We start from the raw sequence: 11,083 nt of genomic DNA on the forward strand, positions 1-11,083 counted from the left end.
GGCGGCGGCGGTGCCGTAGACGAAGAAGTCGTAGTATTCGACGACGCTGCCGAGGAAACTCCCCAGTGCGGCCCGGCGGGCCATCTTCTTGCTGGGGTGCGGTGTCGGTTCCGCGACGAGGGGACGTTCAGAAGGGGGCATCGGAAGTGGTCCTTCGGCTGTGTCACCCGGGGATGGGTGAGGCGGCGGGGTGGTGGCGGGGCCGGTCACGGCGCGGCGGCGAGTTGGGCTCCGCCACAGACGTGCAGGACTTCGCCCGAGACGAAGCGGGCCTTGTCGGAGGCGAGGAATTCGACGGCGTCGACGATGTCGTCTGCTGTCGCGAGACGGCCGAGGGGCGACATCCTGGTGTGCTTGTCGACGAAGAGAGCGAACTCCTCGTCCGTGCGACCGCCCTTCGTGAACGGTGTGACGACCATGCTGGGGGCGACGGCATTGGCGGTCACGCCGAGCGGTCCGAGTTCGACTGCCAGCGAACGGGTGAGACCGACGACGCCGGCCTTGGACGTGACGTAGGCGGTGGGCCCGCCGCTCAACCAGGTGCGGGAGGTGATGTTGACGACCCGCCCGGTTCCGGTGCGAGTCCAGATCGGGATGGCGGAGCGGCACAGCGACATCGGACCGCGGAGGTTCACCGCCATCGCAGTGTCCCATTCGGTGTCGTCGACGTCTCCGAGTCGTGCCCGCGGGTTGACGGCCGCGTTGTTGACCAGTCGGTCCAGCCGGCCGAACTCTTCGTCGATTCGCTTGACGGCGAGGCGGATCGATTCCTCGTCGGAGATGTCGGCCACCCAGCCGTGGACCTGCGCACCGGTCTCCTCGGACAGTTGCCGGGCGACGGTCTGCACGGCCTCCGCGTTGTTGTCGAGGAGGATGACGGTGTCTCCGCCCCGGGCGAATCGGCGGCTGATCGCCGAGCCGAGGGCGCCTGCGCCTCCCGTCACGACGGAGAGCGGGAAACGGTGAAGCTCGTTCATGATGGTCCTGTCGATATGTGGTGGGTGGTTTCAGAGTGAGTGCGTCAGAGGGGTTTCGAAGTCGGCGTGCTGCCGCAGGAACTCGGCGTTGAAGTGCAGCCGCTCGTGAACGGGCCGGGAGTCGCTGAAGTCTTCGACGGACACCCACCCGCGGTAGCCGGCCTCGTCGAGGAGGCCGAGAACCCGGGGGATGTCGGCGACGCCGTCGTCCATGGGTGACCACCGGTGGGTCCACACCCCGCCCCCGGCCGGCCGGACGTACTGGGCGTTCTTGACGTGGACGTGGGCGAGGTGGTCGCCGAGAATCTGCAGGGCCATGCGGTGGTCTTCGTACCCTTCCACCACCAGATTCCCGACGTCGTAGATCACTCCCACCCGGTCGGGTGGCAGGTGGCCGATGAGCTGATGGGCCAGTGAGACGCTGGGGCAGAGGGAACGCTGATGGATCTCGAGCAGGGCCTGCACGTCGTACCGCGCGGCCAGGGTCGCGACGTGGTCGAAGAACTCCCGTGCGTCGGCGAACAGCCGGTGGAAACCGCTGTCGTCCATCCACGGCGCGCGTAGCCGGACGCTCGGAACCGTATTGTCCCGGGCGATCCGCATCATGTCCTCGACGCCGGCGACGTCACCGCACTCGACGTACGGGCTGAGTGCGACGACCTTCAACTCCGCGGCCCGGGTGCGCGTGCAGATGTCGGAGACCGCGCGAGGCTCGGGAGCGACGGTGCAGCGATTGTTGGTGAGGAAGTGCGGGGTGCCGGAGTTGCCGATGTCGTGTGCGACGCGCCATTCGATGCCTGCGTAGCCCGCCCCGGCCGCCGCGTCGATCGCTTCGGCCGGGGACAGGGACGGCAGGCATGCGGAATAGATCCCGAGCTTCATCGGTCTCCTACGGGTGAGTGGGGCTTCGGAGGGCGTTCGTCCTCGACTGCATTCCATTAGAGACCGCCATCACAGCCCTTGTCCAAGCCCTGTTGAGCACATCGGCTATGCCCTGAAGGCATAACCGGTGTCGTATCCTGGTCGAACGACGGCACTGGAGGAAACCGACCGTGGAGTTTCGCCATCTTCATTACTTCCTGGCTATAGCCGAGGAAGGATCGTTCAACCGCGCCGCCGACCGGTTGCGGATCTCGCAACCGTCGCTCAGCCGGCAGGTGCAGGCGCTGGAACGGGAGCTGGGGCAGTCCCTGTTCGACAGAACGGCACGCGGAGCCACCCCGACCGCCGCGGGCGATGCCCTCCTCCAGCACGCGCGGCAGCTGCTGGCGCTCGAGGCCTCGACGCAGGAGGTGGTGTCGGGTGCGACCAAGATCCGGGAAGTCGTCACCATCGGCGTCCCACCCGGTACCTCCAGCGAATGGCTCGTGAACCTGGTCGGCCGCCTCGACGAGGAGGTGCCGGGGTGCGCGCTGCAACTCGTCGAGGCGAACAGCACGAACCAACTGCGCATGCTTCGTGAGGGGCGGCTCGACCTGTGCATGGTGCACCAGGCGCCGCCCAGCGACTGCTCCTCGTGGAAGCTCCGCGAAGAACCGTTCGGTCTCGCCGTGCGCCCCGGTCACGCCCTGGCGTCGGCGGCGTCCTGTTCGCTGCGCGACCTCGACGGGCTGCGGGTACTCGTCCACAGCCGCGACCAGGTCCCCACCCAGCAGGACGGGTTGATGAGCGCGGCGGTGGAGGCCGGTATCCGGCCGTACTGGCAGTTCGCGCAGTTCGTCGAGCACGCGCTCGCCGGTGCGGCCGCGGCGAAAGCGGACGCCGTCCTGGTGAGCCGGTACACGGCGCAGAAACAGATGCCGGGGTGGCCCTGGCACCCGTTGACCGAGTTACCGCTGGCGATGACGACCTGGCTGGTCTGTCAGCGGCACACGAGGGCCGTGGTCAGCGACGTGACCACGGCCATCATGTCCTGAAAGTCCCTGTCAGCTCTGCCGCCCCGCGTCGTACGCCGCCACGACCCGTTTCGGGGCGGTGAGACGCCACGCCTCCTCGACGAGTTCGGCCAGTTCTTCGGAGTCGACGCGGTCGAGGACGACGTCGATCCAGCCCCACCGCCCGAAGAACGGTGCGACCAGGAACACGTCGGGATCCTCCTGCAGCAGCGCGGCCTGCGTTTCCTTCGTCGCCTTGAGGCAGACGGTGGGGGCGCCGTACCCGACGAGGCCGAACATCTTCTTGCGCACCCGGAACGTCGGTTGGTCGCCCCAGTTCGCGATCACCACCTCGTGCGCCTCCGGCAATGCCAGCATCATCGCGCGCACGTCGTGTTCGGTGGGCATCACAGCTCCTGATCCGGCGGTCGGTGGTTCGCAGACCTTTATAGCGCCGATCACCGACAGCCCGGACCGCGGCACGCTCAGACGAAGGCGAACTCGTCCCCGGCGTGGAACTTGGCGAGCGATTCGGAGACCGACCGCCGCGACGGCGGATGGAAGGCGAACGCGTGCACGGCGGCGGTGAGGTAACCGATGTCGGAGGACTTGATGAACGCGATCCCGCCGAGCGATTCGACGGCCGCCGCCGACGCGCGGACCAGCGCGTCGCGAATCGCGATGCGCGAGAGGAGGAGACGGACCGAGATGTCCTGTCCGCGTTCGCCCTCGTCCACCGCGCGGGCGATGTTCTCGACGGCGCCCATGGCGTTCTCGATGTCGGCGGCGGCGCGCACATAACCCTCGTAGTCGTCCTTGCCTGCGGCCAGCAGTCGTTCGAGCAGTGCGCTCGCCGCACCCAGGTAGTTGGCGGTGACGAGCATCCCGAACCACAGATATCCGGTCATCTCGTGTTGCCCGTCCGGGTCGTCGGCACCGTTGAGGAGGACGAGGTCGGCGGGTATCTCGACGTCCTCGAGGTGTACCTCGTCGCTTTCGGCACCGGCGAGGATCCAGCTCTCCCAGAACGGCCGCACCGTGATCCCCGGTGTGGTGGCGGGGATCAGCGCGATCGCCCTCTCGCCGGTGTCGACCTCGACGCTCGCGGTGAGCAGGTCCATCGACCCCGACAGACTGCACGGCTTCTTGCTGCCGTTGACGATGTAGCTCGAGCCCTTCTTCCTGGCAGTCATGGTGGGGATGAACACGCTGCCACCGGTGACGCCCTCGGAGAAGCCGGAGGCGACGACGGCACGCTGTTCGACGAGGCTCCTGATCAGCGCGCGGTCGTCGTCCGTGGCCTCCTGCGCGAACTCGTTGAGGGTGGCGAGCGACAGGTGATGCATCGTGGTGGCGGCGCCGAGCGAGGGAGACCTGCTGCCGATGGCCCGCTGGACCCGAACGGAATCCAGCGCGGAGGCGCCCAGCCCACCGGATTCCTTCGGGATGGTCAGCGCCGTGCCGCCCGCGTCCCGGAAGCGCCCGATCGCCCCGCTGTCTCTGCCTTCCAGCGCGAGCAGTGGCGTCTCGTCCAGATAGGCGGCGAGATCGGGCAGGTAGGACTGCAACGCTGCGTGTTCGCGGGCCATCAATGCGGTCATGACACTCCTCGAATGTGTTCGCGGAAATTCCGGATTCCCCGAAACATCCATGGAACAGGGATATCCATAGGGCATTCGGAGCGAGGCGTAATCGGGTTTGGTCGGCGCCACCAAACCGCATCGGCCACCGCTCCGAATCTACGGAGTAATCCCGATCATGCACACCGCGAGGAGGTTCGTATCGATGGTTGTGAACAGATTGATCCAGAGGCTGGGTGGCGACGACCGGGTGGATCTGCTCCGGGCAGTTCGCGAGTCCGACGTGAGTCCCTACTTCCGGGTGATGGAGTCCGCCACCGCCCCCGTCGTCCAGGTGGAGGGCGCCGACCGGATCATGCTCGGTTCCAACAACTATCTCGGTCTCGCCGATCACCCCGCCATCCGTCAGGGCGCGCAGGACGCCCTCGACACGTTCGGCGGCGCGATCACCGGAAGCCGGCTGCTGAACGGCACCATGGACCTGCACCTCGACCTCGAGTCGGAGATCGCCGAATGGCACGGCACCGAGGACGCGATGGTCTTCACCACCGGCTATCAAACGAACCTCGGCACGATCAGTGCCGTTGTCGGCGCGGGCGACGTCGTTGCCGTCGACTCCGCCGCCCACGCGTCGATCCGGGACGGTTGTGCCCTGTCCGGCGCGACGATCCGCAAGTTCCGTCACAACGACGTCGCCCACCTGGAGTCCATTCTCGGGGAAACGGCCGATGACGACGGCGCGGTGCTGGTGATCGTGGACGGGTTGTATTCGATGGAGGGTGATCTCGCCCCGCTCGGCGCGGTCTCCGAACTCTGCGACCGGTACGGCGCGGCCCTGATGGTGGACGAGGCGCACAGTCTCGGCGTCTTCGGTGAGCAGCGGACCGGTGCCGCCGAACTGCTCGGCATCGACGGCCACACCGACATCCGGATGGCGTCGCTGTCCAAGAGCCCCAGCTCCACAGGAGGATTCATCGCCGGATCCCGCGATCTCCTCGACTCGCTGCGGGTGAATGCCCGCGCGTTCCTCTTCACGACGTCCGGCGTTCCCGCCGCGGTGGGAGCGTCCCTCGCCGCGGTGCGGCTGATCCGCAGCGAGGAGGGAGAGCAACGCGCACGGCGGGCGTTGGACAACGCCGCCGTCCTGCGGTCCGGTCTGGCGGACAACGGACTCGACGTGGGTGCGCTGTCTCCACTTCCCGGCGGCGGTGAGACGGTGACGCCCATCGTGTCCGTCCACGTCGGCGACGACCTCGAGGCGATGAGCCTCTGGCGCACGCTGTTCGACCGGGGGGTGTTCACCAGTGCCGCACTCTATCCGGCGGTTCCGCGGTCGGGTGCGATGCTCCGGCTGTGCGTCATGGCCACCCACACCGACGCCCAGTTGCGGCGGGCGGTGGACGTGATCTCCGAGACCGTCACGAAAGCCGCGGCCTGATGAAGGTGGCGGTCACCGGGGCGACGAGCGATTTCGGCGCCGCGATCCTGCCCGTGCTGCTGGACGATCCGGACATCGACACGGTGATCGGTCTCGGCAGGCGGGAACTGCCGATCGACCATCCGAAACTCGAGTTCGTCCGCATGGACATTCGCGACCCGGGCATCGAGGACGTGTTCCGCGGCTGTGAGGCCGTCGTCCACCTGGCGTTCGTGGTGGAGGAGATCCGGGACAAGGCGGTCACCCACGACATCAACCTGAGGGGTTCGCGCAACGTCGTCGACTCCGCCTACCGGGCCGGGGTGCTCCGCGTCGTGATCGCGTCGAGCATCAACGCGTACGGACCGGAACTGCGCCCGAAGCCGGTGACCGAAGACGTCTATCCCGCAGGGGATCCCGACCGGTACTACTTCCACGACAAGGCGGAGGTCGAGCACTACGCCGAGTGGTGGCTGCGCCGCCATCCGGGGGAGATGGCGATCTCGATGCTGCGCCCCACCTACATCATCGGACCCGACTTCTCCAACGACGGCATCGACCAGCTCACCGGTCCGGTCGGCGCGTTCCCACACGCCGACGAAGCGGCATATCAGTTTCTGCACCAGCGGGACATGGCCGACGCGTTCCATCGCGCGGTGAAGCAGGACCTGGTGGGACCGTTCAACCTCGGTCCGAAGGACTGGGTGGGGGTCCGCGAACTCGCGGCAATGCAGGGACAGTGGATGTTCGACGTGCCCGAGCGACCGGCGGTCGTGGCGGCGAACGTCCTGTTCCGACTCGGCATCACCGCGTTCTCCGGTCAGTGGGTGACCGCGGGCGAGACCGTCGTCGATTCGACGCGGCTCACCGAGGCGACGGGCTGGACGCCCTCGCTGACGGCCCGGGAGGCGGCGGCCGTCATGATCCTGCTGCAGGGGAAACCCCTGTTGCGCAGAGAGGATGCCCTGGAACGCCGCATCGCCTGCGAGGCGGCGCTGGAGCCGGCGTCCGAATTCGTCGGTGTCGACGGCCGCGGCCTCGAGCATGTCCAGATTCCCGCGGCCACCGGAGCCGTGCACACCGAGGTCCACGCGGCCCGGTCGGGCGGCGCAGCCACCGTGGTGCTGCCCGCGCCGCCCGGACTCCACGCGCGGTATCTCACTCCGCTCGCCGTGGAGTTGGCGGAGAACGGCGTGAACGTCGTCGTCGCGGACCTCCCCGGGCACGGGCTCAGCACCGGCAAGCGCGGTCTTGCGACGGCGGCCGGGGTGCACGACGCCCTGGCCGTCGCGCTCGGGTATGCGCGGATCCGGTTCGGCGGCACGCCGCACGGGGTCAGGGTGGGCGACGCGACCCCGCCCGTGTCGCGGCCCGGACGGTGGCGGTCGTGGGTCGCCGGATCGCGGACTCGCGTGATCGTCAACCCCACCGACGGACTCCTGCCGAGCCGACTGCGGTACGAGGGTGGGCTCGAGCACCTCCCGCACGCGTACTCCGCCCGCGGCGTCACCTCGGTCGTCCACTCCGATCGGGTCGACTCGTAGAGTGACCCCTGAACACGCGGACGCTGTGAACAGGAGTGAACCCATGACCAGTGAAGAACCCGGCAAGCGGAGCCCGGCCGTCGAAGCGGGTCTGACGGTGCGGCGTGAGGTGATGGGTCCCGATTTCGTCGAGAGGGCGCTCACCCGGACCGCGGGGACCGACAGCGAGCAGTTGCAGGAATTCGTCACCGAGCACGTGTGGGACGCCGTGTGGAATCGGCCGGGGCTGGACCGTCGCAGCCGCAGCCTCCTCAACCTCGGAATGCTCATCGCGTTGCGGGCGCACGGTGAGCTGAAGGGCCACGTGCGGGGTGCGCTGCGCAACGGTCTGACCCGCACCGAGATCGTCGAAGCGGTGATCCACGCGAGCGCCTACTGCGGGGCCCCCGCCGGTCTGTCGGCGATGGCCGTGGTGCAGGAGGCGCTCGACGCGGAACTGGGACCGCTCGAATCCCAGGACTGACGACCCGGCTCAGCCTGTCACACCGGTGATCTCGTTCGGGGTCTCCGGCAGATCAGCCTGCCCGGACATGGTCCAGGTGTCGAGGTCGATCGTGTGGATCTTCTTGTTCGCGGGATCGGTCACGTAGGCCGTGTGGTCCTGCACGTACAGCGCGGGACGCGGCGACTGCCACTGGTCCGGCTCGGTCCACGGATCGAGGACGTCGACGGTGCGGCTCACGGCCTTGGTGTTCGGGTCGATCACGTGCAGGGCGCCGTCGGTGCCGAGTACGAGGGCCTCACCGTGCGGGGCGCGCCCGAGTGACCGGAACGTGTAGCTGGTGCCCAGGTCGACGAGGGTGAGCTGTCCCGTGGCGGTGTCGGTGAGGGAGACCCGTTCGGGGCGTTCGAGTTCGGCGTCCGGGTCGGTCTTGTAGTCGCCCAGCAGGATCGGGGAGTTCTCGTCGCCGGCCTGGTTGCCGATGCGCCCGTAGGGGTCGGGGCTCGTCACCTTCGTGATGACGCCGTCCCGGTAGATCAGCAGGCCGTTCTGGCATCCCACGACCACCGTCTCGTCGGCGGCGACGGCCTCCCCGTGCACGCCGGGGCAGTCCTCGTTGCGCGCGATCTCCTTGCGGTCGCGGTCGAGGACGACGATGCCGGTGCGCTCGTCCTCGTTGCCGACGGTGGTGAGCAGGCTGCCGTCGGAGAGTTCCACGGCCACACCGTGGTGCGCTTCCGGGGTCGTGAACTCGGTGGTGTCCGGGGCGCCCTGGGCGAGTGCGGCCGGGTCGAACACGCGCACCAGTCCGGTGCCGTCGTCGAACAGCACGGTTTTGCCGTCGTGCCGGACCACGTGCCCGGGCGTCTTCGCCTCGAACGCGACGTCGGTGAGTGCGGGTGCGGCGGTGTAGTGGCTGTCGCCGTCGGTCCAGGTTCCGGTGTCGAGGGCGGTGAAGCTGTTGCCGGTGCTGATCAGCACGTGCCGGTCGTCGCCGGCGGGGTTGAGCCGGGTGAAGCCGTCCACCTCGGCCGTACCGACCACGTCGAGGCTCTGCGCGTCGAGGACGAGCACCCCGCCGTCGTAGCTCAGTGTCAGTCGTGGCGTGGCCGCGTCGGTGGTGGTCGCTTCGGCCGTGCCGGAGTCGGTGGAGCAGGACGTGAGAAGTGCCGCCGAGAGTGCCACGGCGGCAACGGTGGTGGGTCGGGGTCTACGCATAAGGGTCACCCATGAGAAGTAACCCTTTTTGCAAACGGTTGTCAAAGTCGTAAGTGTGCATGTGGCGATGCATCGACTACGACAACCCCTGCGCGATCGCCAGGGAATTGGAATCCATCATTTCGATGTACGTGCCGGCCCCCGAGCCGGGTTCACCCAGCGATTCCGTGAACAGCGAGACCACGTCCACCGGAACGCGTGCCTCCGACGCCAGCACCTGTGCGAGTCGATCGGGCTGGGAGGAGTCGACGAAGATCGCGGGCACCCTCGCAGCCGTGACGGTCGTGGCCAGGTCCGACAGGTCCGACGCGCTGGGCGACGCCAGGGTGGTCCCGCTGGGGATCACCGCCCCGATCGTGTCGAAGCCGAAACGCTGTGCCAGATAGCCGAACACGTGATGATTGGTCACCAGTTTGCGTCGATCGGGCGGGATGGTCGCGAACCTGTCGGTCATGCGGGCGGTGAGTTCCGCGAGTTCCCGGGCGTAGCCGTCCGCGTTCGTGCGGACGGCATTCGCGTCGATGTCCGGCACGTGTTCGATCACCGCGTCGCGGATCAGGGCGACCGCGTCCCGCATGCGGTCCGGATCGGTCCAGACGTGCGGATCCATGGTGCCCGAGGACTTTCCGGAGCGATACTCGATCGGCCGCACCGCCTCACCGATCTGCAGGATCGGAACTCCCTCCGCGCGCGCCGTGTCGACGGTCTTGCCGATTCCCTCCTCGAGGCCGAGCCCGTTCGACACGAGGAGGTCGGCGCGTTCCACCCGCGCGGCATCCGAGGCGGAGATCTCGAACGAATGGGGATCGGCGCCTCTCGGCATCAGCACCGTCACGTCGGCCCGGTCGCCGACGACGTTCTGCGCCACGTCGCCCAGAATGTTCGTGGTCACCACGACGACGGGCCCGTCGGACGAGCCGTGCGTGCACGCGGTCACCGGCAGCGCAGCGAGTGTGGTCAGCAGGGCCAGCGGCAGCAGGCGCCGCATCCTCTTCACAGTCCGACCACGCCGAGGGTGGACGCCGCGACGCCGACGTCGAGGGTGCGCGCGACCCGGGCATTGTCCCGGAAGTCGATCTCGGCCACCGACTTCGACGCGGGATCCGACACGTAGGCTCGGGTGCCGCCGACGACGATCACCGGTGGGGTCGCGGCCGCCCCGCTCGGGTCGTAGGGGTGTGCCAGGACGCGGGACGACGCGGTCTCCGTGCCGGACTGCGCGTCGTACACGCGGAAGGTGCCGTCGGCGAGGACGGCGAACACCGAGCGTCCGTCGCCGGCGAGCGCGACGTCCAGCGCCCGGTCCGGGGTCCGGACGTGCGTCCACCCGCGGGTGCGCGCATCGAACACCAGCAGTCCGTCGTTGGTGGCGGCCGGCCCCGCGGTGGCGACGTGAAGCGGCAGGCCGTCGTGTCCGCGGAGCGCGGTGGGACGGGTGGCGGCGCCGATGCCCGCCGGGTACGCAACCTTCTCCGACGTCCAGGTGCCGTCGCCGGCGGTCGCGAGGAGCAGTCCGTCCTCGCACGCGCCCAGCACCTGGGTGTCGGATACGGCCGCGCCGTTCAGGTTCGGGCAGGCGGTGTCGAAGCGCTGCGGAACCGCACCGTCTGCGGTGTGGAATTCGAGCGTGCCGGTTCCGGTCGCGGCCGAGTGCGAGACCACGAATCCGTCGGCGATCGGCAGGGCGACCCCGTGGTGCGGGGCGTCGGCCCGGGCGACGGTGCCGACGTCGATGCTGTCCTTGCGGAGCGCGGCGAAGTCGATCACGCGGGCGACGCCGTCTCCGTCGAAGAACGTCGCGACCTTGTCGTCGCCCTCGATCACGTGCCCGGGGCCGTCGCCCTCGAGAACGCCGAGTTCGACCGGGTCCTTCGTGTACGAGTGGGTGTGGTCCCCGTGGTCGATGGTCCAGGCGCCGGCGTCCACGACGTGCACGGCGCCGCCGGTGCCGTCGACGGCGAACGCGTAGCGGTCCTTCACCGTCGTCAGCCGGACCGGGTTGTCGAATTCGAACGAACGAAGGGCCTCGGC

General features: G+C 68.6%; 11 protein-coding genes and 1 pseudogene. 4 read left to right on the plus strand and 8 right to left on the minus strand.

From position 1 onward, the window contains the following. The 3 genes and pseudogenes from ACFTZB_RS36735 to ACFTZB_RS36745 form a co-directional block, all read right to left on the minus strand. Positions 1-141 (minus strand): annotated as a pseudogene (locus ACFTZB_RS36735) (MFS transporter); the annotation flags it as partial. A gap of 65 nt (positions 142-206) precedes the next feature. After that, the gene (locus ACFTZB_RS36740) at positions 207-977 is read right to left on the minus strand and encodes an SDR family NAD(P)-dependent oxidoreductase (RefSeq protein WP_378439465.1); all 771 of its coding nucleotides are present in this window, start codon (positions 975-977) and stop codon (positions 207-209) included. A 30-nt stretch (positions 978-1,007) separates the two neighbouring features. Beyond that, positions 1,008-1,859: a sugar phosphate isomerase/epimerase family protein gene (locus tag ACFTZB_RS36745; protein WP_378439467.1), complete on the minus strand. Its 852-nt coding sequence runs from the start codon at positions 1,857-1,859 to the stop codon at positions 1,008-1,010. Between the two features lie 170 nt (positions 1,860-2,029). Here ACFTZB_RS36745 and ACFTZB_RS36750 point away from each other — a divergent pair, with 170 nt between their 5' ends. Next, entirely contained in the window at positions 2,030-2,893 is an 864-nt protein-coding gene (locus ACFTZB_RS36750) for a LysR family transcriptional regulator (RefSeq protein ID WP_072947984.1), read from the plus strand. 9 nt (positions 2,894-2,902) lie between these two features. On the opposite strand, the gene ACFTZB_RS36755 is transcribed toward ACFTZB_RS36750, so the two are convergent. Beyond that, complete coding sequence (locus ACFTZB_RS36755; protein WP_378439470.1) at positions 2,903-3,259, minus strand: MmcQ/YjbR family DNA-binding protein; 357 nt, start codon at positions 3,257-3,259, stop codon at positions 2,903-2,905. 77 nt (positions 3,260-3,336) lie between these two features. Then, positions 3,337-4,452 carry an acyl-CoA dehydrogenase family protein gene (locus ACFTZB_RS36760; RefSeq protein ID WP_378439472.1) on the minus strand — a complete coding sequence of 372 codons (1,116 nt, stop codon included), beginning with the start codon at positions 4,450-4,452 and terminating at the stop codon, positions 3,337-3,339. Positions 4,453-4,636: 184 nt separating this feature from the next. Here ACFTZB_RS36760 and ACFTZB_RS36765 point away from each other — a divergent pair, with 184 nt between their 5' ends. The 3 genes from ACFTZB_RS36765 to ACFTZB_RS36775 are packed head-to-tail and all read left to right on the plus strand — an operon-like array spanning position 4,637 to position 7,855. Beyond that, on the plus strand, positions 4,637-5,869 hold the full coding sequence (locus ACFTZB_RS36765; RefSeq protein WP_378439474.1) for an aminotransferase class I/II-fold pyridoxal phosphate-dependent enzyme: 1,233 nt from the start codon (positions 4,637-4,639) through the stop codon (positions 5,867-5,869). Continuing rightward, the gene (locus ACFTZB_RS36770) at positions 5,869-7,392 is read left to right on the plus strand and encodes an NAD-dependent epimerase/dehydratase family protein (RefSeq protein ID WP_378439476.1); all 1,524 of its coding nucleotides are present in this window, start codon (positions 5,869-5,871) and stop codon (positions 7,390-7,392) included. Before ACFTZB_RS36765 ends, ACFTZB_RS36770 begins: the two co-directional genes overlap by 1 nt. Before the next feature lie 43 nt (positions 7,393-7,435). Next, positions 7,436-7,855, plus strand: coding sequence for a carboxymuconolactone decarboxylase family protein (locus ACFTZB_RS36775; protein WP_072947993.1), 420 nt, complete (start codon positions 7,436-7,438; stop codon positions 7,853-7,855). A 9-nt stretch (positions 7,856-7,864) separates the two neighbouring features. Here the strand turns inward: ACFTZB_RS36775 and aztD are convergent, their stop codons facing one another. From aztD to ACFTZB_RS36790, 3 genes are all read right to left on the minus strand, one after another. Further along, positions 7,865-9,052 (minus strand): zinc metallochaperone AztD, encoded by a 1,188-nt coding sequence (gene aztD, locus ACFTZB_RS36780; protein WP_378439479.1) that lies wholly within the window; start codon positions 9,050-9,052, stop codon positions 7,865-7,867. Positions 9,053-9,128: 76 nt separating this feature from the next. Continuing rightward, positions 9,129-10,040 carry a zinc ABC transporter substrate-binding protein AztC gene (aztC, locus tag ACFTZB_RS36785; RefSeq protein WP_378439481.1) on the minus strand — a complete coding sequence of 304 codons (912 nt, stop codon included), beginning with the start codon at positions 10,038-10,040 and terminating at the stop codon, positions 9,129-9,131. 5 nt (positions 10,041-10,045) lie between these two features. After that, positions 10,046-11,083: ABC transporter (locus tag ACFTZB_RS36790; protein WP_378439483.1), on the minus strand; the 1,038-nt coding region annotated here is incomplete at its 5' end.

The organism is Rhodococcus sp. NPDC057014 (genome assembly GCF_042673295.1).
GTDB lineage: Bacteria > Actinomycetota > Actinomycetes > Mycobacteriales > Mycobacteriaceae > Rhodococcus_F.

What these genes read in the sequence shown, in the direction of transcription:
- ACFTZB_RS36740 (WP_378439465.1), bottom strand. Translation starts at nt 977, where the DNA reads ATGAACGAGCTTCACCGTTTCCCGCTCTCCGTCGTGACGGGAGGCGCA.
- ACFTZB_RS36745 (WP_378439467.1), bottom strand. Translation starts at nt 1,859, where the DNA reads ATGAAGCTCGGGATCTATTCCGCATGCCTGCCGTCCCTGTCCCCGGCC.
- ACFTZB_RS36755 (WP_378439470.1), bottom strand. Translation starts at nt 3,259, where the DNA reads ATGCCCACCGAACACGACGTGCGCGCGATGATGCTGGCATTGCCGGAG.
- ACFTZB_RS36760 (WP_378439472.1), bottom strand. Translation starts at nt 4,452, where the DNA reads ATGACCGCATTGATGGCCCGCGAACACGCAGCGTTGCAGTCCTACCTG.
- ACFTZB_RS36765 (WP_378439474.1), top strand. Translation starts at nt 4,637, where the DNA reads ATGGTTGTGAACAGATTGATCCAGAGGCTGGGTGGCGACGACCGGGTG.
- ACFTZB_RS36770 (WP_378439476.1), top strand. Translation starts at nt 5,869, where the DNA reads ATGAAGGTGGCGGTCACCGGGGCGACGAGCGATTTCGGCGCCGCGATC.
- ACFTZB_RS36775 (WP_072947993.1), top strand. Translation starts at nt 7,436, where the DNA reads ATGACCAGTGAAGAACCCGGCAAGCGGAGCCCGGCCGTCGAAGCGGGT.
- aztD (WP_378439479.1), bottom strand. Translation starts at nt 9,052, where the DNA reads ATGCGTAGACCCCGACCCACCACCGTTGCCGCCGTGGCACTCTCGGCG.
- aztC (WP_378439481.1), bottom strand. Translation starts at nt 10,040, where the DNA reads ATGCGGCGCCTGCTGCCGCTGGCCCTGCTGACCACACTCGCTGCGCTG.